We start from the raw sequence: 25,204 nt of genomic DNA, 5'->3' as shown, positions 1-25,204 counted from the left end.
GATTTCGCCGACCGGGGTGCAGGCGGTGCACCCGGATGGTGAGGTTGCGGTGGCGCGTGCGGCGGCGGCGCGGGGTATCGCGATGGGGTTGAGTTCGTTTGCGAGCAAGTCGATCGAGGACGTCGTGGCGGCCAATCCGCAGACGTTCTTCCAGATGTACTGGGTCGGTAGTAAAGAGCAGATGGTGCAGCGGATGGAGCGTGCGCGGGCAGCGGGGGCGGTCGGGTTGATCGTCACCCTCGATTGGTCGTTCTCGCACGGCCGCGACTGGGGCTCGCCCGCCATTCCGGAGAAGATCGACGTCAAAGCGCTCACCAAGCTGGCGCCCGAGATGATCGTGAAGCCGCGGTACATGAAGGATTTCATCAAGGCCTTCGCCGCGACTCACAAGATTCCAGATCTCACGACGCCGAATCTTGCTGAGCCGGGCCAGGATGCGCCGACGTTCTTCGGCGCGTACGGCGAGTGGATGGGAACTCCGCAGCCGAGCTGGGAAGATGTGGCATGGCTGCGTGAGCTGTGGGGTGGACCGTTCATGCTCAAGGGCGTGATGCGGGTCGACGACGCGAAGCGCGCTGTCGACGCCGGTGTCACCGCGATCTCGGTGTCCAATCACGGCGGTAACAACCTCGACGGGACGCCGGCTCCGATCCGAGCTCTACCAGCTGTTGCCGAGGCCGTCGGTGGTGATGTCGAGGTGTTGCTCGACGGCGGCATCCGCCGCGGCAGCGACGTTGTCAAAGCGGTAGCGCTCGGTGCGAAAGCCGTCATGATCGGCCGTGGCTACCTGTGGGGTCTCGCGGCAAACGGTCAGGCCGGTGTGGAGAACGTCCTCGACATACTCAGGTCCGGAATCGATTCCGCGATTCTGGGGCTCGGGCACTCGTCGATCCACGATCTGACCGCGGACGACGTCGTGACCACGGACAGCTTCGCGCGCAACCTCGGCAGCTAGTAGAGGTGTTCCGCGTAGGAGCTGCCGTAGTACCGCTCTAGCTCCTCCATCGAATCCTGCTGTCGCTCCAGCGCTTTGGCGATCTGCGGTCGGCTCGCAACGGCGTCGGGTTGCCAGGTATCGGCGTCCCACAGCTTCGAGCGCAGAAATGCCTTGGAGCAGTGATGAAAGATCTCGTCGATATCGACGATCAAGGCGAGGATCGGGCGGTGGCCCTTCACCAGCATCTGGTCGAAGAACGGTGCGTCGCGAACCAAGCGGGCCCTGCCGTTGATGCGAAGGGTGTCGCCGCGGCCGGGCAGGAAGAAGATCAGTCCCACGTGCGGATTGTGCAAGATGTTGACGAAGCCGTCCGCGCGCCGATTGCCCGGCCGCTCGGGGATTGCGATGGTCCGATCATCGAGCGCGAGTGTGAATCCGGCCGGGTCGCCTTTGGGCGAGACATCGCATGTTCCGTCGGCGTCGGCGGTTGCGACCAGACAGAACGGTGAAGCCGCGAGCCATTGCCGATCGACGTCGAGCAGGGCTGGGCGCGCCTTGTTCGCCGTCCGAGGGAGTGGAACGCCGATCAGATCCCGCAGTTCGGCCTCCGTGGTGATCTGCTGGTCGGCCACGGTCAGCGTCCGGCGAGGAGCAGTTCGGCGACATGCGAGTCGGTGGCGACGCCGTCGTCGTAACCGCCTTCACCGTTGAGCGAGTTCATGATTGCCAGCGTATATCGCTGATCCGGACCGGCGAATCCGACGGAGTTGATGACCCAGCCGCCCTGTTCCTCGGACCAGCCGTCCTTGTTGCCTGGGTGTTCTGCGCTGCCCGCACCCCACACGCCCCATTGCTGGATGGTGCCCACGTTCTGCAGCTGATCGACGATGTAGGCGCGATCCGCCGGATCGAGCTCGGTCAGCACGTAGTGGATGAGCCGATCCAAGTCGTCGGGCGTGCATTTCTGAAAACCCCAGTACGGGAAGAACTTGCTGAATCCTGCGATCGGGCGCAGATCGGTCATGCCGTAGTTGGGGAAGTCGTTGTTGAATGCCTGGTGGTCGTCGCCTGCGTAGCGAAACCAGAGCGCGTCCGCGGCGTCGTCGTCCGAGGTGTGCAGCATTTCCTGGATCTGGGTCCGATCGGTGTCGGTCAACGAAATGGTCCCCGCGTTGTTGCGAGTGAAGAGATCGACAACCATGGCGAGCTTGATGGTCGACGCCGTCCACACCGGCGTTCCGGCCTGAGGACTGTGGTAAGATGCGCCCGTGGTCCGGTCGCGCAGCACGTAGCCAACGGTGCCCGGTCTCGAATCGATGTAGCTGTTGGTCGCCGCGATTCGGTGCTGCAGGTCGCAGTCGACGGCAGTCGGATCCGCGGGGCAGGCAGCGACTGGAGTCGTCGTCAGGGTAGGGGTAGTCGGTGCAGTGGTTGTCGGAGCCGTGGTCGTCGGTACGGCGGCACTCGGCGGCGGAACCGGTGTCGAGGCAGGTGTGGGTGTGGCGACCAGCGCAGACGGTGTCACGTGGGCAGTCGGGCCTGACGCCGTCGAGCCGACGGTGCAGCCGCCCAACGCCACGGTGACGATCGCGATCATTGCCGCCGTAGCGGGGCGGCTGGTGAAAGCGCTCATGACCGACCAGCCTGGCACGGACCGAAAACTGTGTTGCGCTCGCCCGTGACGATCTCTACTCTCGGTGCCATGCAGCGTCTCCTCGTAGTTCACCGCCGTAGCGGGGTCTGAATCCAGACCGGCCCCCCGCTGCGGGCCGTTGAGCTACCAGTCGGTCGTACCCTTTCTCGAGGAAGACCGATTCGCATGAACACCATTCGCCATTCTTCCGATCACCCCTACGCCGCGTCGTGCGGCAACCGCGATCCGTTCGCACACCGATTCGGTGTGTCGCTGCCACGAGACTTGGCACGCGCCGGAGGCGGAATGACCTGGACAGATTTCGTCGAGGCCTACGCGCCGACTGCCGGTCCGGTGCGGTTGAGTTCGTGGACCGAGATGCGTCGCACCGCGGGCCTACCCGAATTCGAGGCGACGCTGGGGATCGACGACAGGATTTCGTCGACGCGGATCGAAGCTGCCGGTCCGATCGCAGCCTTGACGGCGATTCTCTACGACGCGGGCTACGGCGTGGAGATCCTCTCGTTCCACCAGCGTGCGGTCGCAGTCGGCCTCGCCACCTTCGTGTTGTGTGAACGAGCAGGCCGATGCCAGTGGGCGTTTGCGATTCATTCCGACCACACCGAGTCGGCACTCCGGGCGATCATCGCGGGCGCCAATATGCTCGGAAACTCGACGATTCGGCGCTCTGAACAGGTCTGATACGACCGGTTGTGATCGAGCCGACATCGCACACCGTGTGATGCCCGAAAGTGCCTGTTATTCGGCGTTCACCTGGATGTAATGCACGATTCGTTTCTGCTATCACTGCCCATGAACAGGTCGTTTGCAGGCAAGATAACGGCTAGGTCACAAAAACTATGGCCAATAGTTGTTAGCGTCTTCGCCATGTCCGTAACCGTTTCGTTATCTCCCATGAAGCGCATTCGCTCGATGAATACCAGTTCGAACCGTGCGACGCGTCGTCGCATGCCCGTCGGTCGTATCGCAGCTGCGTCGGTCGCCGCAGGCGCTGTCGTTGCCGCAGCTGCCGGTGCCAGCCACTCGGTGAGCTCGGAGCAGCCCGACCTCCAGGCTGCCGGTCACACCGCGGCCGCTGCTGCGCCCGTTTCGGCACCCGTTGCTCTCGAAGATCCGGCAGCCAAGGCGGCGCGTGACGCCGAGTTGGTCGCTCGCGATCACGAGCGCCTCGCACGGGAAGCCGACGCTCTTCGCCCCAAGGTCGTCATCCCGGTGATCGGCCCGGTCTCGTCGCTCTTCGGTGCGCGGTGGGGTGAGTTCCACGCAGGCATGGACTTCGCCGATCCGATCGGTACGCCGATCGCGGCCGTGACCGACGGCACCATCATCGAAGCCGGCCCCGCCCAAGGCTTCGGTCTGTGGGTGCGTGTTCAACAGGACGACGGCACCATCGGCGTCTTCGGACACGTCAACGACATTCTGGCCACCGTCGGTCAGCATGTCCGCGCGGGCGACATCATTGCCACCGTCGGTAACCGCGGGCAATCGACCGGTCCCCACCTGCACTACGAGGTGTGGGCGGTCGACGGTCAGAAGATCGATCCGCTGCCGTGGTTGATTTCGCGAGGTCTGCACCCGAACACCGCGATGGCGTCGTAGGCGATGAAGGGACTCGGGGGTCTCGAAGCCGAGGTGATGAAACGATTGTGGACCATCACGGAACCGCAATCGGTCCACGATCTCGTCGAACGCCTCAGCGATCGCAAGAAGCTCGCCTACACAACGGTGCTGACGGTGGTCACCCACCTGCACGACAAAGGGTGGGTGACGCGGGAAAAGCGCCAGCGCGCCTACTTCTATTTTCCGTCACGGTCCGCCGAGGAAGCGCAATCTGCGGCAGTTCGTGAGTTGTTGGACAGCACAGTCGATTCGGCAGCAGTGTTGGAACAGTTGGCTCGAACGATGTCGGACGCCGAGTGTGCCGCAATCCGTCGTGGCTGGGACAGCCGTTCTGCATTACCGATCGACGCGGACTGAGCACTCGATACACCGCGTCGCTGCGGGTAGTGCATCGAGCCGCTCCGCAGCAATCTGCGCACCGCAGATCGTGCAGATTCCGTAGGCGCCGTTGTCGATTCGGGTCAGTGCAGCGGTGAGGTCGTCGAGTTCGCGTCGAGCATCGGCCAGCAGACCGACGGCCTGAGCTCGCTCGAAAGCGATGGTCGAGCCTTCGGGATCGTGCTCGTCGTCGTCGGTGGTGAATTCCGATCCGGCGACGATCGCATCGAATCTGGCATTCAAGGACCGCATTCGCCGCTCGACTTCGGAGATCTCCGCGCGAACGCGAGCTACCGCACTGCCACTGTCAGACATCTCGCACCCGCCTCATGGAGTGAACGGTACGTTCGTTCGATCCAAGCAAGTGAACGGCACGTTCGTTCGATCAGGGAACGCCGATTGCTCGTAGACCTGCTGCCGTTGCGGCTGCTGCGAGCACGATCAGCACGAACGGCGCCTTGCGCCAAGCCAGCACCCCGCCGACGATTACACCCACCGGCCTCGCGACGCCCGCGAACGTCTGAGCCTCCATCAATGCCGCCGTCGCGGTCACCGCGCAGATCAGTACCACGGCGGCATCCGTCATCGTCCGTTCGAGCCATGGTGACAGTTCGGTCCGTTCGCGCAGTACGGGTCCGGCCAGCCGGATTGCGAAAGTACCTGCGGCCAGTGCGATCACGGCAACCAGGAGACTCATGCCGGTACTCGACTCTGTTTTCGGACAAGCAGCCCCGCGACGGCGAGAAGGACCGGAACGCCTGCGGGTAACCAGGGTGTCGCAGCCAGTGCGATCATTGCCCCGGCGGCCGCGCAGCGCCGGGTTCCGGCATCGCGCAAGGATGGGAGCACCAGGGCGAGCACGACGACCGGGAACGCGGCGTCCAAGCCGAACGCATCCGTGTTGTGGATGACGTCGCCCAGCACGGCACCGATCATGACGCCGATGTTCCACACGACGAATATGCCGATTCCGCAGGACCAGAATGCCGCTCGACGCCGATCGGGCTCGTGCTGGTTCAGCGTGAACGCCGACGATTCGTCGGTGATCAGGTGGCTGCCGACGATTCGCTGTAGCCCGGTTCCCAGCACATCGCTGACGGCTAGACCGAACGGCAGATGGCGCGTGTTGACCAGCAGTGCGGCCACCACTGCAGCGAACGGGCTGCCACCTGCCGCCACGATGCCGATGAACAGGAACTGCGACGCCCCGGCAAAGACGAACAGCGACAGGGCAATCGGCACCCACATAGCGAATCCGGCGCTCACCGCGATGGCGCCGAACGAGACTCCGACGATGCCGTCGGCAAGGCACACCAGCGCGATATCGCGCGCAAGGCCTGAGTCGAGTGTTCGCCATATCGAACGCATGGGCTCTACAATGAACGAAAGACGTAGTGTTCGTCAAGTCGAACAATCAGACCGACAGGGAGAACGATGGTTACGGACGCGGGACAGGGTGGCGGAGCACCGTTGGACGTGATCGCGCGTTCGCTGCAGCGTGAGCGCGCCCGCACCGGACTGTCGCTCACCGAGGTCGCTCGCAGGGCTGGAGTCGCGAAATCGACACTATCGCAACTCGAATCGGCGAGTGGCAACCCGAGCATCGAGACCCTGTGGGCCCTCTCCAACGCGTTAGGAGTGCCGTTCTCGCAACTCGTCGATCCGCCGCGACCTCGCGTGCGCGTGATCAAGTTCGATGAGGGTCCTGTGATCGCATCGGACAGCGCGGACTATCGCGCGACACTGGTGGCATCGTGCCCGCCCAATGCTCGACGTGACATCTACCGCCTCACCGCAGAGCCGGGGGCCGACAGGTTGTCGGATCCACATCTGCCCGGAACGGTCGAGCACGTGATCATCGGCGCCGGAAGAGCGCTGGTCGGGCCCACGGACAGTCCGGTCGAACTGGGACCGGGCGACTACATCGCTTATCCGGGCGACGTCGCGCATGTCTTTCGTGCGTTGGTGTCCGGTACGACGGCGACGTTGGTCTCGGAGAGCTCCGGCTAGTCGCGCCAGCGCAATCGCTCGAGCACACCCTCTGCGCTGCGAGCGCCGATCCCGCATGCGTTCGCGGTGAAGCGATCCACCAGTGGATGTGCAGCTCGAGCCCGCCACTTTCGGACCGCGTCGACGGCGGCGGTCTGCTGGGTACTCGCGTCGGAATCGTCGGGGATGCCGAGGCGTCGCGTCGGCGAGATGCCGTAGCCGCCGACCAAGCGCTGCAATTCGGTGAGATCGTCGTCCGGGAGAACCATCGCAGTGGTCCGGAGTCTGCCGAGCAGTCGCAACTCGGCGAAGCTGTGAACGTCGGCGAGCAACCGTTGTGCCGCAGGAACGATCGAGGCGGCCGCGCGGTCGTTACGCCCCGCGAGCACCCGCTCCAACGTGACGAGTGCGGAGTGTGCCTTCAGCTGATCGGCGCGCTGCCCGAACTGCACGTCGATAACCTGGCGAAGTTCGTCGAGGCCGCTGCGTTCCACCAATTCCGCTGCGAGCGTGGGGGAGTCGCGAGCGCCGAGTTTGACCAGCGTTACCGCGAGACGGATTCCGAACAGCCCGAAACGGCGGGTCAGCTCGCTCCGGGTGCGCGCGTCGACGGGCAGCGGGCTGTCGGGACGCGCGAATCGATCGGCGGAAAGCAACGCGAGGTGCATGTCGTCTGCGGACACGTGGCTCAACGCTTCGAACGCCGCAAATTCGCTCTGTCGGAGCGTGCGTGCAGCGAACGCGAGCAGGCCCGCGACGGGAACTACGGCCTGGCACAAGCCTGTTCGCTCCAGCTCGGTGGAAAACCGAGCTGCCATGTCCTTGGCCGACATCATCGCGTCGATCCGCCCGGCGCCTACTTCGTCGGCGCGCGACACGACGCCGACAACGCCGAGCGGTCCCGAGTCCGCGCCGACATGGCTGCCGATGCGATCCAGGAACGACACGTCGGCGGCGCTGAGGCTGCGCAGCAAATAGACGACGGCGTCCGCACCCGACGCGGCGTTGTCGGGCGTGAGCAGATCCAGCGTTCGTTGCGACACATCTCGTGACAGCGACGACGTGCCAGGCGTGTCGATGACCGTGGTGTCGGCCAACGCTCGCGCCGGCCATTGCACGTCGAGATGATCGACCTGATCGGATGTGACCGTGCCCAGGTCGAAGGTCAACCCACCTTCGCGTCGCTGCACAGGAACGTTGAACTGTCGGCCGCCGCCGTACCAGGCCGTGACGGTGGGGGTCGGTCCGCTGCGATACCACGTGACGACACGAGTGCATTCCGTTGCGTCGGTGGGTGCGATGTCTTGCCCCACAAGGGCATTGAGCAGGGTCGATTTACCTGCCTTGATCGAGCCCGCCAGCGCGACCCGCAACGGCTGGTCGAGACGGCGGGCGCACTCTTCTACCTGCGGTCGAATCATCGGATCGTCGGCGTAGGTGCGGCAGGCGTCGTGAACCAGTGTGCGTGCCTCGTAGAGCGTGTCGATCGGACTCACTGGAGCTGCCGCCCGTTCGACGATTCGCCGGCGGGCAACACTCGGTCCGATCGGGTCCGCAACTCGGCCACCGTTCGCATCTGTTGTTCGAGCTCGGCGCAGCGCTGCGCTCGATCCGACGACGCTACCGTGGCGGCGTCCTGCGCGGCACGCAGCGAGTCGTTCAGCGAACGAAGCGTGTTGTCGGCGAGTCCGGCGAAATGGTCGCGGAGTACTCGTTGAATCTGGCGCAGCCGGTCCTTGGACTCCTTGTTCGCTTGGAAACTGACGTCTTCGACGTAGCGTCGGATCGCCATCTTCGCCTCGTTGCGTCGGCGGGCGATCCTTGCATCCTTGTCCTCGCGAAAAGCCTTGGTGCCCAGCAACACACCGGCACCGATCGAGATAGGATTGATAAGGGCCATGCCTGCCAACGTGGTGACCATGCCGAACATCAAGACGCCGCCGTAGGAACCGCGCATACCGACCAGCACTCGCTGGGTGATGCCGATGCGTCCGGACTCCAGGTCTGCCAGTGAGTCGACGGGCTCGAGGACGTTGTCGATGTCGGCAAGGTGTAGGTGAGGAAGGTCGACCGCTCCTGTTTCGGCGAAATGCTGCGCTACCACTTGCGCCAACCACACGGAACGTTCGTGTGCCCATACGAAGTTGTCACCGATCGAGGTGCCGACCATGTCCTCCAACCACGCGCCCAACTCGGACCAGTTGTCGCCCGGATCGCGCTCGTCCACCCATTCCTCGGCATCGCGGGTTACCCGGCGCAGCCGTTCGCGCAGATCGTGGTCGATGTCTGCGGCCAGGTCCGTGATGCCGTCGCCGAGACTCTGTTGCCACAGCGAAGTCCGCTTGTGCAAGTCTTCGGCGGCGATCTTCGCGCGTTGCAGTTCGCGGACAGCCGCTGCGCCGGTCTCCGGATCACGCAGTGCGGCAAGCTCGCTCGCGAGTCCGAGTGCGATGTGCTCCGACGTCGAGCGGACGTCGAGAGCGACGGCGCGCCGAGTTGCGTCGTCGGAGCGCGACACCACGTTGTCCCGCAGAAACTGGTAGAGCGCGGCGAATCCGGATTCGACGTTCAACTCGTCGTCCTGCAGACGCAGCGCATGGGAGCGCAGCATCGACGACACCGGAAGGATCGGAACGTGAATATTGTTGCGCTGCAGGTGGCCCAGGTCGGCGTCCACGATCCGACGCCACTCCGGATACAGATCGACCTTGCTGACGAGGCAGGCAACGGCGGGGCACAGGCCGATGACCTGGCGAAGGAATCCGACCTCGGGCTCGGTCAGCTCGGTCGACGCATCGGAGAGCACCAGAACGGCGTCGGCTCCCGGCACCAATCCGAGAACGCTTGCGGAGTGCGGACTTCCGTGCCCGCCGACACCCGGTGTGTCGACGATGACCAATCCATCCGCCAGCAGTGGACTGGGCACACCGATCTCGAGCCGAAGCACATCGCGGCCCTGTGCGAGCGGTGAGTTGGGAGTGATGGTGGTGATCTGGTCCAGGGGGACAGGTACGCGTAGCGGGTCGCCGCCGGAATCGGCAAGAACGAGTTCGGCGGCTGGGACAGGCGCGTGTTGTACAACGGTCGGCACGGCGGTGGTCTCGTCGTCGCCCACCGAGCACACAGTCAGGTTCAGGAGCGAGTTGACGAACTGACTCTTGCCTTGCTTGAGCGGACCCACTACGACGATCTTGCGACGCGGGTCCAGAACCCGTTCTTTTGCGGTGTCGAGCCGTTGCACCAAATCTGCTCGGCCGGCCGAGCGAGCGACAGCGGTTGCATCGTCGAGGAGGGCCACCATTGCCGCCGCTGGTTCGGGTGCGCGACCTGCCTGCGTTGCTGGACTGTTCATCTTCCCCTGACCCTGCGTCGGTTGGCGTCTCACAACTGTGCGCGCTTTTCCCTGACCCGGCAGGGAAAAGCGCGCACAGCGGTGGAGCGGTTCAGTTGATATGTATATCGCCGGTCGGGGCGATATGGGTATCGGCTGCCGCCGACGTGTCGGTCGCGGCGTGCGTATCGGCGAACAGTCCCGTGTGCGCGGAATCGTCGATCGCGCCTGTTGCCGCGCCGGTTGCGCTTCCGCCGAACACACTGGAGGCGTCGAGATGCGACCACGAATTGACGCCCGCCTGGGCCGCAGAGTCGAGACCGCTCGATGCCGCGCCACCGATGTCGGCACCGGTGGCGACTCCGCCGCCGAGTGAGCTACCGATGTCGGTTCCGACATGGCCCGCCGAGTTGAGCGAGCTGCCGATCTGGCTCGCGGCATCGATTCCGGTGGCCGCACCGGTGTCGATGCCGCTGCTCAGATGCCCGCCGAGGTCACCGCCGGCATTGCCCGCGGCGTCGAGACCGCTCGAAAGTCCGGCGCCGAGGTCGCCTGCTGCATGCTGTGCGGCGTCGATGCCGCCAGTGGCACCGGCATCGATACCGCTGCTCAGTCCGGCACCGAGGTTGGCACCTGCGTTGCCTGCTGCGTCGAGACCGCTCGAAAGTCCGGCGCCGAGGTCGCCTGCTGCATGCTGGGCTGCGTCGATGCCGCCAGTGGCACCGGCGCCGATACCGCTGCTCAGTCCGGCACCGAGGTTGGCTCCCGCGTTGCCTGCTGCGTCGAGACCGCTCGAAAGTCCGGCGCCCAGGTCGCCCGCCGCGTGCTGGGCGGCATCGATCCCGCCGCCGAGACCTGCACCCAGGTCTGCGCCCGCGTTGCCTGCCGCGCTCAGGCCGCCGGCAAGCCCGGCTCCGAGGTCTGAGCCGGCATTGGTCGCTGCGTTCAGCCCGCCGGCGAGACCACCCGCGAGCGCGGTGCCCAGGTCTGCCCCCGCGTTGCCTGCCGTGCTCAAGCCACCCGCAAGCCCGCCACCGAGGCCCGCACCCAGGCCTGCGCCTGCGTCCAACCCACCGGCAAGCCCGGCGCCCAGATCGGCACCGCCGGCCGCGAGCCCACCGAGTCCGGCGTTCAGTTCGTTCCCGAGCGATCCGCCTGCGGCCAGCCCGCCGTTGAGTGCGCTCTCGAATGCGGTGCCGAGGTCGGTGGTGAAGTTGCCGCCGATGCCGAGTGCGGAACCGAGTGTGGTCCCGAGGACATTCCCGATCGATCCGTCGATTCCGAGTCCGGACTGCAAGTCTCCGCCTAGTTGCGCGCCGGCGGTCACCGCGGTGTTCAGTGCGGCACCGAGAGCGGTGCCGAGGTTCGCGCCGATATCGCCGCCGACACTCAAGGCCGATTGGAGAGCGGTCGTCAACTGCCCCTGCGCACCCAGTGCTCCACCGAGATCGACGTTGCCAGCTGCACCCGCCGCGGCCTGCAGTGCCGAGTCGAGTGCCGAACTCAGGTTTCCGGTGATCGCGCCGTTGGCGCCGAGTGCGCCGCCGAGCGCAGTACCGATGGCATCGCCCAAGCCTAGATCGCTGTCGAGGTTGAGGCCGGCACCGACGGCCGACTCCAACGCTGCGCCGATCGAAGCGCCGAGCTCTGCGCCCGCCGCGCCACCGGCCTGCAACGCTGCACTCAAGGCTGCCGAGAGCTGCGCGCCGAGGTCGATGCCGCCGCCCAGGTTCCCGCCGAGCGCGGTACCGAGTCCCAGGCCGGCTCCCGCACCGAGGCCGAGACCGCCTGCCAACCCTCCGGCCAGCCCACCGCCGAGGCCTCCGCCACCGGCCAGTCCGCCACCCAGACCACCGGCACCACCACCGGCGAGTCCGCCACCGAGGCCACCTTCACCACCACCGGCGAGTCCGCCGCCCAGGCCGCCACCGAGACCACCCTCGCCACCGGCGTTGAGAATCGTCGACAACTCGGTACCTCCGGTGAGCAGGGCAGATTCGGCCACCATCGGGGCACACGCGACGATGTCCGCGTGGGTCACGGTGCCGAGGCCGGCCGCCGCGAGCGCAGACTGCGGGTTGGCGCAGTACGCAGCTGCTGCGTGGTCGTCACGAAGCAGGTTGAGGATGAATTCGAGTACTGCGTTGGGGGTCATGGCAATCTCCTAGGACTTCGTGGGTGGGCTCTGAACGTGCCGCCGTTGTGCTTGGTGACGACGCTATGGGCCTGCGGCGCCGCGTCCAACGGGGCCGATCCCCGCTCTTCGCCGTCCCCGCAAGATGGGGCAAACGCCGCCTATAGGGGAAATTCCCCCTAATGTCCTCCGACCAGCATGGAAGGTGTAACGAATAAAGAGGATGGGCCGACTACGCCCGTAGGTTTCGGCGTCGAACTACGGGAGTTTCGAATGTCTAGAGAGCACGGGCTCGGCGTCGTCGTCGGTTCTGTCAACGCGGTGGCTGCAATCGGCTCGAGTGGTAGAGGTCGCGTCAACGCGTCCGACTACACCACCATCAGCCGGCCTGCGTCGCTGCGCCTCGCCCCAGGCGAAGCACCGCGACTCGGTGCAGGCTCGGCGCCGACGGGCCGCCACGGACGCGACGTCCTTGTCGACGGCTTCGTGGCACGGGTCGGCGATCCGGTCGGCATGTTGACCGACGACGGCGCCACCTACGCAGGTGAGGATTTGATGGCGTCGGCCGTCGAGTGCCTGGTGCACGAGGCGACCACGGATATCGACGATCCAACCGTCGTCGTCACCCATCCGACCGCATGGCCTCGTTTCACAGTCGATTCGCTGATGGACGCACTCGACCGAGCAGGATTGCCCGATGTCACGCCTGTTGCCGAAGCGACGGCGGCGTTGCAGTGGCTCGAAGGCACAAAGGGCCCGCTCGCCGACGGCACCGTGGTCGTCTACGACCTGGGCGGATCGTCTCTCGACATCACGGTGCTGCGTACCGGCGCCGGTGCGGGCATCATCGGCAAGCCGATCCGCTCGGACGACGTGTGTGGTGCGCAGTTCGACCACCTGACGATGCAATACGTGCTGTCGCACGTCGAAAACCACGCCATCGATCCCTTCGATCCCGCCACCGAGCAGGCGTTGCGGATATTGCGCGGATCCTGCTCGCGGGGCAAGGAAGAGTTGTCCGACGAGACGGAAACCGCTCTCGCCGTTGACCTTCCCGGCGTGCATCAGCAGGTTCGGCTGGTGCGCGGTGAGCTCGAAGATCTTCTCCGCGAGCCGCTGTCCGTGTCGATGACGCTGGTGCGAGAAGCGGTTTACGCTGCAGGCCTCGAGCTTCGCGATATCGATCGGGTGTTGCTGATCGGCGGTGGCGCCGCAATTCCGTTGGTCGCCGAGATGGTGTCATCGGATCTAGGCCTCGCGGTGGTGTCCTCGGATCGCCCGCAACTCGTGAGCGCCATCGGAGCAGCGATGTTGGCGACCGATATCGGTTCGGCCGGTGCGGTTCTCGCGAGTAGCGCCGCAGCCGAACCGGCCACCGAAGCCATCACCCCGGGGGCCGTTGCACTCCGTACGCCGGCGCCGGTCCCCGCTCCCGTTCGTCCCGCGGCGATTGCGTCCTTGCCCGCCGTCGAGAAGGCGGGCATGTCACGCGGGAAGAAGGCGGGCTTCATTGCCGCTGCCGCCGTGGCGATCACGGTCTTGGCAGCGGGCGGGCTGTCACTCGGCACGGGCGGATCGCCTGCGCCGCAGTCGCCCACGTCGGGTGGGACAAGTGCAGCCACGTCAGCACCTGCCGCGCCCGGCGGTACGTCCGCGGCCCCGGTTGCGGGCGCGCCGGCAGGCAACGATCAACAGCAGTCCGGTTCGCCTGCTCAACCCGGATCCACCGAAGGCAGCGGCAACACCGGAGCGGGCGGAGGAGGTTCCGTGCCGACCGGATCGGCAACGGGAAGTAACGGTCAGCAGTCGAATGGATCGCCGGCTGCCCCGGGTAATTCGCCGGCGCCCGCGGCTCCCGCCGAAGGCGCACCGGCCCCCGCGGCGCCTGCACCCGTGCAGCAGCAAGCACCACCGGCGGACAACGGGGGTTCTGCTCCAGTGCAACAGAATCCGCCCGCGCAGTCCGGTGGTGGCAACAACAACACACCGCAGATGCCCGACGTGAACCTGCCACCCCTCAACGCGCCGAGTTTGCCGACCGTCGTCGTTCCGGTTCCCACGGCACTTCCGGTTGCCCCCATCGTCTCCCAGGTGCTCCCCGGGAAACTCGGTGGCTAATGCGGTGACGATCACTGCGCAGGCCGGACTCGCGGAGGTCTATCGCGAAGTCGCGTCGGCGACAGGGTCGACAGTCGTCTTGGTTCGCGGCACCGCGCAGAGCGGGAAGACCGCGTTGCTCGAGGGCGTTCGCGGCCGGTTGCGTGCGGATGGAGTAGCGCTCTCCTCGGACGATGGCCAGTCCGTCACATCGGTGGCGGATGGCGCGGCAGTCGTCGTCGACGACGCCCATGCGCTCACACCGGATCGCTTGTCCGCGCTCACAACGCTGATCGAGCATGGCAATGCCGTGGTGGTTCTCGCGTCCGAACCGCGACCGCACAATCGCGCGTTGCGGGCCTTGGTGTCGACGGTGTCGGCCCGCGGCCGGATCTTCGACTTGCGTCCGCTGTCGAGCGCCGAGATCATCACCGCCGGGCGTGAGCTCGGCATCGCGGTCAGCGCCCAACTGGCACAGACGATTCACGACATCACGGGTGGCACCAACAACGGCGTGCTGGCAGCACTGGACGCGGCTCGAGCAGACATCGCCAATGCGGACGCGCGGACGGTGACCGCCGCGGTCGGTCGCTGGGTAGCGTCGATCTTGAAATCGCATGCCCCGGAACTGTTGTCGACCCTTGCCCTGACTGCGGTCGGGTGCGGACTGGACCCCGCCGATGTCGCCGCTGTCGCCGAGGTGGACGACGATCGTGCTCGCGACTTGATCGATCGGGTGCGCGCGTGCGGGTTGGTCACCGAGCCCGACCTTTTGCTGCCCATCGCCGCGGAGCCGTTGCGGACAGTCTCGGGGGAGCGCAAATACCTGGCAGTACAGCAACGACTGTTCGACGTGCAGTTCGATGCGGGCGGCCTACGCCTGCACACCGCGATGGGACTTGCCGAGACCGGGCTTCGCGACGCCCGCTTGGGTGCCTTCCTGCGCGCCGGTGCCCATCGATCGGAGCTGTTCTCGGCTGCTCGGATGTACGCCGCCGCAGCGCTGGCCGGTGCAGATCGCGACTCGATGGCGGTGCGCCACAGCGTTGCCGCAGTGGTTTCGGGCGATCTGACGACGGCGACGTCGCTCGCGGAGGGCGTGCTCACCGCAACGGATGTGTCGACGTCCGACTTGTCCACCGCAGTTGCGGTTCTCGCAGGCATATCCGCATATCGGGGTGTGCTCACCCGGAGCGCCGAGCTCTACCGGTGGCTGGGACCTGAACGCAGCGGCGCGGTTTCCGGGGTCGCCGCAGCCGTCATGGTTGCCGTGGGTGATTCGACAGCCGCGGCGGCGTTCATGGCGGCCGGCGCCGCCGGGCCGCCGACGGATGCAGTTGCCGGTGCCGCGCAACTCGGCGCTGCCATGGTGGCGTCGATATCTACGCCGGGAGTAGCGTCGGCGGGCGCGCTGGGTCGCGCTGCGACAACGTTGACGGGCACCGATGCCGCATCGTTCGTGCCGGGATCGGCTGCGTCCGTCGCTGTCCTCGCCTGCCTGCACATCGGCGATCTCACGCGCGCCCAGGACATCGTGACGAGGGCTGTGGCAGCCGATCGTCCTGGCTCACTCACCTGGTGCCATCACCAGTTGCTGACAGCGTGGACGGCGATGCTCGCCGGCGACGATCAGGGCGCCCACGCAATCGTCGACACCATCGATGCAGACGGTCTCGGTCCGCGAAATGCACTGTTCGCAAATGCGATTCGGGTCGGGCTGGCCCGTCGGGCAGGCGATCACGGCGGATTGTCTGCCGCGTGGGGATCGGCTGTGCGCATGTTGCACGATGTGTCACCGGACTTGTTCATGTTGCTTCCGCTCGGCGAACTGTGGCTCGGTGGGATCAGACTGGGGGAGTCGGGCACCATTGCTCACGTGATCGACGAGGCCGCACAGGTACTGCGCAATCTGGGCGAACCGGCACTGTGGTCCAACACCTTTCACTGGTACGGCGTGCAGGCGGCGATACTTGCGGCCGAACCCACCGACATGTTGCCGCACGCGGAGGCCCTCAAGGCAGCGGCGGCAACCGGCGACTCGTATGCCGCCGCCCTCGCAGGTGCCGGTGGCGCATGGCTGCGGGTACTGCAGGATCGCCCTGACGCTGTCGAGGTGCAGCAGTTCGCGAACACGCTCGGCCGAATCGGGTTGTCGTGGGACGGTGCGCGACTGGCGAGCGAAGCTGCGCTGCGCGTGAGCGATACCGCGCAGGCGACGGCCCTACTGCAGGTCGCTCGAGGTTTGCGTCAGGACACGCGCAAGCCGGTCACAGCGGGTGAGGCGGCACCGCGTGCGGTCGGCGCGGCGTTGACCGACAGAGAGGTCGAAGTTGCGGACCTCCTGGTGCTCGGGCTGACCTATCGCGAGATGGGTGCGCGCCTGTTCATCTCTGCGAAGACCGTCGAACATCACGTGGCACGCATCCGCCGTCGGTTGAGCGCGGGGTCGCGGTCGGAGATGTTGTCGTTGCTTCGCGCGATGGGGTACGGCAAGACCGACGAAGTCCTGGCCCGCTAGGCGAGCGCTCACCTAGTGTCGCACCGTCTTCACGACCTTCGCGTCGTCGAGGTCGCGTTGTAGGTCGGCGAGATGCACCACCCTGCGGTTGCCACCTCCACTCGGCTCCAACTCGGCGTACGGGAATGGCGAGTAGCGGATCGCCTTGACCTCGAACACCGTTCGTTGGCCGTGCGGTCCAATGAGCGCGTAGTGAGCGCCGCGTGTGATCATGATCGACTCGATTCTCCACAAATGGATGCTCAGCAGGATCTTCACGCGGTAGTACCCCGAAAGTTCGGTTGTCACACGCGAATTTCGTCCGCTGTCGGCTACGACGGCTTGGTGACGAACCCTTCGGACACCATCCAATCGCGGGCGACGTCCGCGGGTTCCTGACCCTCGACGTCCACCTTGCGGTTCATCTCCGTCATCGCGTCGTTGGTCAATTTCGCCGAAATCGGTTCCATCACTTTCGCCACGTCCGGGTGGGCGTCCGCGAACGATTTCTTCATGACCAGTGCGGGGTTGTACTTGGGAAAGAACTGCCGGTCATCATCGAGGAGAACCAGGTTCAATGCGATGATCCGGCCGTCGGTGGTGAACACCTCGCCGAACTTGCATTGATTTCCGTCGGCGGTGGCCTGATAGATGATGCCGGTCTGCAGAATTTGCCGTCGCGCCGCATTCGCGTCGAAGTCGTATTTCCTCGCCATTCCGGGAAAACCGTCTTGGCGGACGTTGAACTCGGTCTCGACGCACGTTGTCGCGGCCGACGGATCGCTCTGGACGAGCTTCGCATAGTCGGAGAGCGTCTTGACGCCCGTCTTCTGCGCGGTGTCCTTGTTCATCGCGAGCGCGTAGGTGTTGTTCATCGGTGCCGGGTCGATCCACACCATGCCATTTGCGGCCAAGTCGGCATCGCGGACCGCCTCGAACTGTGCCTTGGGGTCAGGGACCGGATTCTCGTTGCCCAGATAGTTGATCCACCCGGTTCCCGTGTACTCGTAGGTGAGGTCGATCTGACCGTGCAACTGTGCTTCACGGGTGCTGTTGGAACCCTGGATGTTGGTCAGGTCGCGCACTTGAGCTCCGGCCGCGGCCATGGCGAATTCGATGATGTAGCCAAGAGTGATCTGCTCGGTGAAGTCTTTGGATCCGATCGTCATCTTCACACCGTCCAACGCGGGCACCGGCTTGATACTCCCTGGCCCGACGTCGAGCGGAAGAGCGCCGCCCGATTGCAGGCCGCACGATGCCACGAGCGCGAGTCCGGCCGCTGCCGTTATCGCCGCCAACCTTCGCCACGTGCCTGTCATGTCAGCGCAATCCCTTGGGTCCTAGATACTGCTCGGCCAATGCGCCGAGCCAGTCGATCAGTAGCGCAAGTGCAACTGCCAGAACAGCACCCACGATCAACGTCTCGTTGTCACGCAACTTGTATCCGGTGTCGATCAAGATGCCAAGGCCACCCGCGCTGACGAGGAAGCACAACGTCGCCGTGCCGACGGCGAGGACGAGAGACGTCCGCAATCCGGCGAGGATGAAGGGGACAGCCATCGGGAATTCGACGCGACGCAGCACGGTCAGCGGCGACATTCCTTGGCCGCGCCCGGCGTCGATCAGCGAATCGTCGACCTCTTGGTATCCGAGAATGGTGTTGCGCAACACGGGAAGTAGTGAATAGAACGCGATCGGTAGCACGCCGACCCAGAATCCTGTCGTTCTCGACGCGAGGTAGAACAGCACCAGCAGTCCGATGGCGGGTGCAGCAGCACCGATGTTGGCTATTCCAACGAACAGTGGCGCCAATCGTTTGTAACCGGGACGCGTCAACAGCGTTCCGAGCGGGACGGCGATCACCAGCACGATCGCCACAATGGCGATCGTCAGCAGAATGTGCTGCCACGTGAGAGTCGCGATGTTGCGGGCGTTGAGGCTGGACTTCTGTGTCTCCGTGAGGTCGCGGCTGAACGCCCAACCCAACACACCGACAACCAGGATGATCACCAGCACGGGCTGCACGATCAGTCGGAGCCGATCGGCACGGCGCTCCGGATTCGCACGCTTGGCATCGAGTGCCGCAGGTTCGGGCTCCATGTCAGGTGGCGCGACGGCATTTCCAGCATGCGTTGCGGGCGCGGTCATCTCGCTACCTCGTTCGATTCCGCGTCTACTGCCTTGTGGTCGCCTTCTTCGTGATCGTGGGCGTGCTCTTCGCGCATGCTCGAGAGGTGACTGACCAGCGTGTCGATCGTAATGAGGCCGACGTACTCACCTCTGCTTCCGGTAGCCACGGTCGACGCCGTGCTCTCGGCGAGCAACGCCTCGAGAGCATCCTGCAGCGTGGACTGCACCGAAACCACTTCGCCGACGGGCATTCCGGTTCCGCGCAAGGATGACGCATGTGCGAGATGACTTGGGTTGACCCACCGCATCGGGCGCCCGCGGTCGTCGAGTATCAACGCCCACTGACGCTTTCGGCCAGCGAGCAGCGTGCGCAGTTCGTCGACCGAATCGCCTTCGGTAACCGTGGGGCATTGAATCAAATCGACATCGCGCACACGCGTCAACGTGAGTTGCTTGAGCGAGGCGTCGGCGCCGACGAATCCGGCGACCATGTCGTTCGCGGGATTGGCGAGAATCGCTTCCGGCGTGTCGTACTGCATGATGGCGGATTGGTTGCCCAGCACGGCAATTCGGTCGCCGAGCTTGACGGCCTCGTTGAAATCGTGCGTCACGAATACGATCGTCTTGCCCAGTTCGCTCTGCAGCCGCATCAGTTCGTCTTGCAGGAGTCCTCGCGTGATGGGATCGACGGCACCGAACGGCTCGTCCATCAGCAAGACCGGCGGGTCGGCGGCAAGCGCCCTGGCGACACCGACACGTTGCTGTTGGCCGCCGGAGAGTTGGCGCGGATACCGGTCGCGGTACATGTCTGGGTCCAGCCCGACCAGATCGAGCATTTCGTCGGTGCGCGCCTTGATCTTCTGCTTGTCCCAACCGATCAAGCCGGGAACGGTTGCGACGTTCTTGGCGATCGTCAGGTGTGGGAACAGACCGGCTTGCTGGATCGAATAGCCGATGCCCCGTCGTAATTCGTTGGGATCGATGGACAGCGCGTCCTTGCCGCCGATGGTGATGGTGCCCGACGACGGCTCGATGAGGCGATTGATCATTCGCATCGTCGTCGTTTTGCCGCAGCCCGACGGCCCGACGAATACGACGATCTCGCCGGCCGGGATCGTGAGGTTCACGTTGTCCACGGCAGGCTGCTTTTGGTTGGGATAACGCTTCGTCACCGACTCGAGCACGATCTCGACGCCGGAGATGGTCGCCGGTTTCCCTGCGCTGGAGGTTGTTGCTGCAATGTCAGGCACGGATACCCCTCGAGGTTGTGAGACGGCCGACGAGTACGAAGAGAGCGTCGAGGATCAGGGCAAGAATGACGACGAGGATCGATCCGACCAGCGCTTGCGGAACCGCTGTCGGACTGCCGACTCGGGAGAGCCCGGAGAAGATCAGGTTTCCGAGGCCGGGCCCTTTGGCATAGGCCGCGATGGCGAGAATGCCCATGATCATCTGGGTACTCACGCGCATTCCGGTAAGGATCGATGGCCAGGCGAGCGGCAGTTCGATGCGGGCCAGAATTCTGAGTCGATTCATTCCGACGCCCTTCGCGGCGTCTGTCACAGCGGGATTGACCGACGCGAGCCCGATGATCGTGTTTCTGATGATCGGTAACAGCGCGTACAGGACGAGCGCCGTGATCGTCGGTTTGACGCCGAGTCCCAACACCGGGATCAGTAGGCCGAGCAGGGCGAACGACGGAATCGTGAGGATGATGCTGGCGACGGCGGACGCGACAGCCGACCCGACCGGACTCTTGTAGACCAGCACGCCGATTCCGACGGCCACGATCGTGGCGAGAATTATCGACTGGATCACTGCTGACACGTGCAGAAAAGAGTCGGTGAGTAGCTGTTTTCGTCGATTGACGACAAAGTCCCACAAGGCATTCATGGTTCGCTGACCAACCCTCTTTCGCCCACAGGTCTCGCACGCGCAGTGCGTGCGCTCTGGTTGTTTACCCGTACGTACCTTTTTGTAAACCTATGCCTTTACGGCAAATTGGACAGGCGTTGTAGAAGAATCGGTGCGTGTCGAACGTCGATGGTGTTGCGCCCGCTGTGCTCGATCGCATTCGTGAAACCTGTCGCAGCTTCCCGAAGTCTTCGAGAGCGGGCGTGGGTGGGTGTGCGGTGGAACGCGATGCCTTTGCAGCCTTGGGGTTTCCGTACTTTCTGCCGAACTGGAGTCCTTCGATCGTCGGCTTGTCGCTCGACGACGCAACGGACTGGGACGAGCTCGCAGAACTGCTCACCGAGAGCTACTGCCTTGTCGCACCCAAAAGTTGGCCCGGCTGGTGAGCCGGGCCAACGATTGACTTTCGGGAGTTACCGGGTGCCGAACGGTACGAGCGCACGGACGCGGGAGTCGCGCAGGTACAGGCCGACCCAGACGATGATGCCCGCGTACACACCGGAGAGCACCGTGCTGAAGAGGGGCTTCTCGTTGATCATGTTGATCAGGACGGCGCCGCCGAAGTAGCCGGTGAGCAGGACCGCGCCGAGGACCGCCGTCGCGCTGAAGAGGTAGAGACCGAGGCACGCCAGCAGCACGATGCCGATGACCGGAGTGAGGTGCGCCGGGATGCCTAGCTCGGCGGAGGCTTGCTTGACCGATTCGACACCTGCAATCTTGCTGACGGCGTCGACCGTCAGGAGGACAGCGATGACTCCGCTGACGATCCGACCCGAGATGCGTGCCCGCGCCGAGATGGGCGAGTCGACGACGGCGGCGGGGACCTTGGTGGCGTTGGTGGTGGTGGTCATGGTGGCTCCTCGAGTCGGTGGTGTCGACCGGCCCTTCCGGTCTCTACTGACACGTCGAACGGCTTTGCCACGTTTCGACAACCGACTCGAAAAACTTTGAGAAAGTTTTTTCGCCAGGTCAGCGAACCTCGATCGGCTGTGACGGTGCGGGTCCCACGTAGCGAGCGATCGGCCTGATCATCTTGCTGTCCTGCGCCTGCTCCAGAATGTTCGCGCTCCAGCCAACGACTCGACTGCACGCAAAAGTCGGGGTGAACATCGAGCGGGGGATGCCACACAGCTCCATGACGACGCCTGCGTAGAACTCGACGTTGGCGTACAACACGCGGTCGGGCTTGAGCTCGGCGAGAGTGTCGACGACTATCTGCTCCGCGCTCGTAGCGAAATCGACCAGCGGTCCACCGATGCTCTGGGCGATCGACCGCAGCATGAGCGATCGGGGATCGTCGGTTCGGTACACGGCATGTCCGAAGCCCATGATCCGTTCGCCGGCGGCCACGCGGTCGCGGACCCACTGCTCAGCTTGGTCCGGAGTGCCGATTGCATCCAGCGCATCCAAGGCGCGATCGGGTGCGCCTCCGTGCAACGGCCCGGAGAACGCTCCGATCGCCGCGCATACCGCGGCCGCGACATCGGCGCCGGTCGATGCAACGACGCGTGCGGTGAAGGTGGACGCGTTGAAGCCGTGGTCGATGGTGGCAATCAGGTATTGCTCGATTGCGCGTGCGTGCGTCGGTGTGGGGACCTCGCCACTGATCAGGTACAGCCAATTCTGCGCCATGGACAGCTCGCTTCGCGGCTGCAGCGGATCGAGTCCTGCACGAATGCGATGCAACGCCGCGAGGATCGTCGGGGTAACCGCACTGACGAGAAGTGCGTCTGCTCGCCGCTGCTCGGGCGGCGAACCGTAGACCGGCGCCATGCCGCGTGCACTGCCCACCAGCGACAGAATCGTGCGTAGCCCGCCGAGCATGTTGGGCTTGGTCCCTGCGAGGGCTACCGCGCGCAACGCGGGGAGGACCTCCTCGGGCAGTTCTCGCAGTGGTGCGATCTCGGCGAGAAATCGTTCGCGCTCATCGGCATCGGGCAAGCGGCCTTCGACGAAGAGAAACCAGACGTCTTCGAAGCTGCAGGACTTCGCGAGGTCGATCGCCGAGTACTGCCGGTAGTGGTAGAAGCCTTCTTCTCCGCGCACGTCGCCGATCGAGGTCTGCGTGACCACTACGTTGTTGAGCCCTCGTGGGGCTTCGAGCACATCCATCGTCTGCTCCTGTGTCGGATCCGGTGAGATGACTTCACTGTCGGTCCGACATTGATTATTGTCAATGTTGAGTTGATCAATATTGGAGCTGACGATGACACGACAGAAGCCGCTGCGTCACGACGGGCGCGACTACCTGACGACTGCGCAGGTCGCGCGCCGACTCGGCGTGAAGGAGCAGACGATCTACGCCTATGTGAGCCGCGGCGTACTCGTCAGCACCCGAATCGAAGGGATCGTCGGCAGCCTCTTCGCTGCCGACGAGATCGAGAAACTCGCCGATCGTGATGGCGCCCGTCGTGCTCCCGGCGGAGCGGTCGAACGTATTCGGACGCAGATCACCCTGCAGGACAACGGAGTTCTCTATTATCGCGGCGTCTCCGCCGCCGAGCTGGCGACCGTGGACTTCGAACGCGTCGCGCAATTTCTCTGGACCGCCGACCTCCCCGAGCACGCGCACTTTCGATCGGACGCGGCGGTGGTGGCACGGGCCGCCCGTGCGTCGGAGTCGCTGCCCGAGAATGCGCGACTGGTCGATCGACTGCGAATGTCGGTCGACGTTGCGGGCGTCTGCGATCCACTGCGTTTCGATACCGAGGCGCAGTCGATCGCGCGCAGTGCGCCGGTGCTGATCGCATCCGTTGTGGACGGGCTTGTAGGTGGAAGTGGAACCATCATCCCGAAACTTACTGTGTCCCCGAAAGCTACTGTGGCAGAGCGGCTGTGGAGCGCGTTGACCCCTCATGCGCCGGATCCGCACGGTATCGCGACACTCAACAGTGCCCTCGTTCTGCTTGCCGATCACGATCTCGCCGCATCCACGCTTGCCGTGCGCATGGCGGCAAGCACGAGGGCAAACCTGTACGCAACCATCGCCGCTGGGCTGGGCGTCATGGACGGGCCGTATCACGGTGCTGCGACATCGCGTGCGTACCGTTTTCTCGACGCTGCAGTCGAGGATCCGCTCGGCGCGCTGGGCGTTCGGCTGCGCGACGGCGAGCGGATACCGGGTTTCGGGCACGTGATCTACTCGAACGAGGACCCGCGCGCCGAATTCTTGCTGGCCCGCATGCGGGACCGGAGCGACCCTCGCGCAACGCGCATTGTTGCTGCGGCGCAACAGATCATCGATCACATGGCGGAGCGGCGAGATCTGCTGCCCAACTCCGATTTCGCATTGGCCGTCGTCGCACACGGGCTCGGATTGCGACCGGATGCCCCGGAGGCGATCTTCGCGATTGCGCGTATGGCCGGGTGGGTAGCTCACGCGTTGGAGGAGTATCAGGAGGAGGGACTGCGGTTTCGGGTCCCGGGCGTCTACACCGGCGTCCGCCCACATCGCTGACGGCGCCGGCGTAGGTACTGCTCAGCTGGGCGTGCCCGCGATGTTCACCAGCCACGAAATGCCGAATTTGTCTGTGCCCTGGCCGAATTCGTCTCCCCACATCTGCTTTTCGAGCGGAACCGAGACCGAGCCGCCTTCGATCAGCTTCTCCCAGTAACCGCGAAGCTGGTCGGCGTCGTCGCCGCTGAGGCTGACCGTGATGTTGGTGCCCGGCGAGTACTCCATGCCGGGCGGAGTGTCGGCCGCCATGATCGTGTAGCCGGCGTCCGTCTCGAGCTGGCCGTGCATGACGAGGTCGGCTCCGGGAGCCTCTTTGTCGCCGAAATCACCGAAGGTGCTGACGGTGAGTTCGCCACCGAAAATGCCGTTGTAGAACTCGAGCGCTTGCCGGGCGCTGCCGTCGAAGCTGATGTAGGGATTGAGCCGAGATGACATGGGTTCTCCTGGATGGTCAGTTTGCCGATGCCGACCCCCGTCACTCTTCCAGAGGGGTCGGACATGGAACAGCGGATTCGTCGGACGCCGAAGGATTTTCGGCGATTGACCAGCGTGTCCAAGGAGGCGGATACTGAGAGACGGAGTCGGGCTGACCTGTAGGTTTGGGGGTTGGTTATGCGAGTTCGAGAATGTGTGTTCATCGGCCTGTTGGCAGTCGGTGCCATGACTGCGGTAGCTGCGCCGGCAAGCGCCCGAAATGGAGCGCCGTGCGATTCTTCCGCCGCAGCATGCCTGGATCTGTCGGGTAATCAAGCATGGTTGATGAACGGCGGGGCTGTGACCTACGGCCCGGTGCCGGTGACCCACGGTAGGCCCGGCTACGAGACGCCGCCCGGGACGTTCTATGTCAACTTCAAGGATGCGAATTTCTGGAGTACGGCCTACAACGCGCCGATGCCCTACTCGGTGTTCTTCAACGGCGGCATCGCTTTTCACGAAGGGTCTTTGAGCGATCTGTCGCATGGATGCGTGCATCTCTCCCACGCCGCGGCGGTCACGTTCTTCAATGCGCTGAGCCCGGGTGACGTCGTGGAGGTCGTTTCCTGACGCGGGGTCGTACGCTCGGCGG

At 64.8% G+C, this 25,204-nt stretch carries 26 protein-coding genes; 10 read left to right on the top strand and 16 right to left on the bottom strand.

Translation table 11 applies throughout. The annotated features are described in order from the left end of the window. The coding region (mftD, locus tag FOY51_RS19665; RefSeq protein WP_149431952.1) for a pre-mycofactocin synthase MftD at positions 1 to 955 on the top strand (955 nt) is incomplete at its 5' end. Here mftD and FOY51_RS19660 read toward each other — a convergent pair. After that, the gene (locus FOY51_RS19660) at positions 952 to 1,569 is read right to left on the bottom strand and encodes a pyridoxamine 5'-phosphate oxidase family protein (protein WP_149431951.1); all 618 of its coding nucleotides are present in this window, start codon (positions 1,567 to 1,569) and stop codon (positions 952 to 954) included. The genes mftD and FOY51_RS19660 overlap by 4 nt on opposite strands. A 2-nt stretch (positions 1,570 to 1,571) precedes the next feature. Further along, entirely contained in the window at positions 1,572 to 2,345 is a 774-nt protein-coding gene (locus FOY51_RS19655; protein WP_149431969.1) for a serine hydrolase, read from the bottom strand. 411 nt (positions 2,346 to 2,756) lie between these two features. Between FOY51_RS19655 and FOY51_RS19650 the strand changes: the two genes are divergently transcribed. From FOY51_RS19650 to FOY51_RS19640, 3 genes are all read left to right on the top strand, one after another. Then, a complete protein-coding gene (locus tag FOY51_RS19650; RefSeq protein WP_149431950.1) occupies positions 2,757 to 3,272 on the top strand; it encodes a 2-isopropylmalate synthase in 516 nt (171 codons plus the stop codon). Between the two features lie 231 nt (positions 3,273 to 3,503). After that, positions 3,504 to 4,190, top strand: a complete 687-nt coding sequence (locus FOY51_RS19645; RefSeq protein WP_235916522.1) for a M23 family metallopeptidase — start codon at positions 3,504 to 3,506, stop codon at positions 4,188 to 4,190. A 3-nt stretch (positions 4,191 to 4,193) separates the two neighbouring features. Beyond that, positions 4,194 to 4,568: a BlaI/MecI/CopY family transcriptional regulator gene (locus FOY51_RS19640; RefSeq protein WP_149431948.1), complete on the top strand. Its 375-nt coding sequence runs from the start codon at positions 4,194 to 4,196 to the stop codon at positions 4,566 to 4,568. Here the strand turns inward: FOY51_RS19640 and FOY51_RS19635 are convergent. The 3 genes from FOY51_RS19635 to FOY51_RS19625 form a co-directional block, all read right to left on the bottom strand. Beyond that, positions 4,548 to 4,904: a TraR/DksA family transcriptional regulator gene (locus tag FOY51_RS19635; RefSeq protein WP_149431947.1), complete on the bottom strand. Its 357-nt coding sequence runs from the start codon at positions 4,902 to 4,904 to the stop codon at positions 4,548 to 4,550. The genes FOY51_RS19640 and FOY51_RS19635 overlap by 21 nt on opposite strands. Before the next feature lie 70 nt (positions 4,905 to 4,974). Continuing rightward, on the bottom strand, positions 4,975 to 5,286 hold the full coding sequence (locus tag FOY51_RS19630; RefSeq protein ID WP_149431946.1) for an AzlD domain-containing protein: 312 nt from the start codon (positions 5,284 to 5,286) through the stop codon (positions 4,975 to 4,977). Beyond that, positions 5,283 to 5,957 (bottom strand): AzlC family ABC transporter permease, encoded by a 675-nt coding sequence (locus tag FOY51_RS19625; RefSeq protein ID WP_149431945.1) that lies wholly within the window; start codon positions 5,955 to 5,957, stop codon positions 5,283 to 5,285. Before FOY51_RS19625 ends, FOY51_RS19630 begins: the two co-directional genes overlap by 4 nt. Positions 5,958 to 6,023: 66 nt before the next feature. Between FOY51_RS19625 and FOY51_RS19620 the strand changes: the two genes are divergently transcribed. Further along, a complete protein-coding gene (locus FOY51_RS19620) occupies positions 6,024 to 6,599 on the top strand; it encodes a helix-turn-helix domain-containing protein (RefSeq protein ID WP_149431944.1) in 576 nt (191 codons plus the stop codon). Here FOY51_RS19620 and FOY51_RS19615 read toward each other — a convergent pair. The 3 genes from FOY51_RS19615 to FOY51_RS19605 form a co-directional block, all read right to left on the bottom strand. After that, positions 6,596 to 8,074 carry a dynamin family protein gene (locus FOY51_RS19615; RefSeq protein ID WP_235916521.1) on the bottom strand — a complete coding sequence of 493 codons (1,479 nt, stop codon included), beginning with the start codon at positions 8,072 to 8,074 and terminating at the stop codon, positions 6,596 to 6,598. The genes FOY51_RS19620 and FOY51_RS19615 overlap by 4 nt on opposite strands. Next, positions 8,071 to 9,930, bottom strand: a complete 1,860-nt coding sequence (locus FOY51_RS19610; protein WP_149431943.1) for a dynamin family protein — start codon at positions 9,928 to 9,930, stop codon at positions 8,071 to 8,073. The genes FOY51_RS19615 and FOY51_RS19610 overlap by 4 nt, the downstream gene beginning before the upstream one ends. 91 nt (positions 9,931 to 10,021) lie before the next feature. After that, the gene (locus tag FOY51_RS19605; RefSeq protein WP_149431942.1) at positions 10,022 to 12,064 is read right to left on the bottom strand and encodes an IniB N-terminal domain-containing protein; all 2,043 of its coding nucleotides are present in this window, start codon (positions 12,062 to 12,064) and stop codon (positions 10,022 to 10,024) included. Between the two features lie 252 nt (positions 12,065 to 12,316). Here FOY51_RS19605 and FOY51_RS19600 point away from each other — a divergent pair, with 252 nt between their 5' ends. Together FOY51_RS19600 and FOY51_RS19595 are read left to right on the top strand one after the other, a co-directional pair. Then, positions 12,317 to 14,161, top strand: a complete 1,845-nt coding sequence (locus FOY51_RS19600) for an Hsp70 family protein (protein WP_187776393.1) — start codon at positions 12,317 to 12,319, stop codon at positions 14,159 to 14,161. Further along, positions 14,154 to 16,658, top strand: coding sequence for a LuxR C-terminal-related transcriptional regulator (locus FOY51_RS19595; RefSeq protein ID WP_149431940.1), 2,505 nt, complete (start codon positions 14,154 to 14,156; stop codon positions 16,656 to 16,658). The genes FOY51_RS19600 and FOY51_RS19595 overlap by 8 nt, the downstream gene beginning before the upstream one ends. A 12-nt stretch (positions 16,659 to 16,670) precedes the next feature. Here FOY51_RS19595 and FOY51_RS19590 read toward each other — a convergent pair whose 3' ends face one another. Genes FOY51_RS19590 through FOY51_RS19570 form a run of 5 tightly spaced genes read right to left on the bottom strand, consistent with a single transcriptional unit; the run spans position 16,671 to position 20,660 of the window. Next, positions 16,671 to 16,946: a hypothetical protein gene (locus FOY51_RS19590; protein ID WP_149431939.1), complete on the bottom strand. Its 276-nt coding sequence runs from the start codon at positions 16,944 to 16,946 to the stop codon at positions 16,671 to 16,673. A gap of 23 nt (positions 16,947 to 16,969) precedes the next feature. Next, positions 16,970 to 17,956, bottom strand: coding sequence for a glycine betaine ABC transporter substrate-binding protein (locus FOY51_RS19585; protein ID WP_149431938.1), 987 nt, complete (start codon positions 17,954 to 17,956; stop codon positions 16,970 to 16,972). Between the two features lies 1 nt (position 17,957). After that, a complete protein-coding gene (locus tag FOY51_RS19580) occupies positions 17,958 to 18,737 on the bottom strand; it encodes an ABC transporter permease (RefSeq protein ID WP_149431967.1) in 780 nt (259 codons plus the stop codon). A gap of 44 nt (positions 18,738 to 18,781) precedes the next feature. Continuing rightward, a complete protein-coding gene (locus FOY51_RS19575) occupies positions 18,782 to 20,008 on the bottom strand; it encodes an ABC transporter ATP-binding protein (protein ID WP_149431966.1) in 1,227 nt (408 codons plus the stop codon). A 1-nt stretch (position 20,009) separates the two neighbouring features. Then, entirely contained in the window at positions 20,010 to 20,660 is a 651-nt protein-coding gene (locus FOY51_RS19570) for an ABC transporter permease (protein WP_149431937.1), read from the bottom strand. Positions 20,661 to 20,797: 137 nt separating this feature from the next. Here FOY51_RS19570 and FOY51_RS19565 point away from each other — a divergent pair, with 137 nt between their 5' ends. Then, complete coding sequence (locus FOY51_RS19565; RefSeq protein WP_149431936.1) at positions 20,798 to 21,067, top strand: hypothetical protein; 270 nt, start codon at positions 20,798 to 20,800, stop codon at positions 21,065 to 21,067. Positions 21,068 to 21,094: 27 nt separating this feature from the next. Here the strand turns inward: FOY51_RS19565 and FOY51_RS19560 are convergent, their stop codons facing one another. Next, positions 21,095 to 21,532 (bottom strand): DoxX family protein, encoded by a 438-nt coding sequence (locus FOY51_RS19560; protein WP_149431935.1) that lies wholly within the window; start codon positions 21,530 to 21,532, stop codon positions 21,095 to 21,097. Positions 21,533 to 21,650: 118 nt separating this feature from the next. Continuing rightward, positions 21,651 to 22,793, bottom strand: coding sequence for a citrate/2-methylcitrate synthase (locus FOY51_RS19555; RefSeq protein ID WP_149431934.1), 1,143 nt, complete (start codon positions 22,791 to 22,793; stop codon positions 21,651 to 21,653). A gap of 94 nt (positions 22,794 to 22,887) precedes the next feature. On the opposite strand from FOY51_RS19555, the gene FOY51_RS19550 reads away from it, so the two are divergent. Then, a complete protein-coding gene (locus FOY51_RS19550; RefSeq protein ID WP_149431933.1) occupies positions 22,888 to 24,138 on the top strand; it encodes a citrate synthase in 1,251 nt (416 codons plus the stop codon). 21 nt (positions 24,139 to 24,159) lie between these two features. On the opposite strand, the gene FOY51_RS19545 is transcribed toward FOY51_RS19550, so the two are convergent. Continuing rightward, positions 24,160 to 24,573 (bottom strand): VOC family protein, encoded by a 414-nt coding sequence (locus FOY51_RS19545; RefSeq protein WP_149431932.1) that lies wholly within the window; start codon positions 24,571 to 24,573, stop codon positions 24,160 to 24,162. Positions 24,574 to 24,750: 177 nt separating this feature from the next. Between FOY51_RS19545 and FOY51_RS19540 the strand changes: the two genes are divergently transcribed. Continuing rightward, entirely contained in the window at positions 24,751 to 25,182 is a 432-nt protein-coding gene (locus FOY51_RS19540) for a L,D-transpeptidase (RefSeq protein ID WP_149431931.1), read from the top strand. The last annotated feature ends 22 nt before the right edge of the window (positions 25,183 to 25,204 follow it).

It is taken from the genome of Antrihabitans cavernicola, from assembly GCF_008297975.1.
Lineage (GTDB): Bacteria > Actinomycetota > Actinomycetes > Mycobacteriales > Mycobacteriaceae > Antrihabitans > Antrihabitans cavernicola.
Note: the sequence above shows the minus strand (reverse complement) of the source record. Positions and strands in the feature narration are given on the sequence as shown.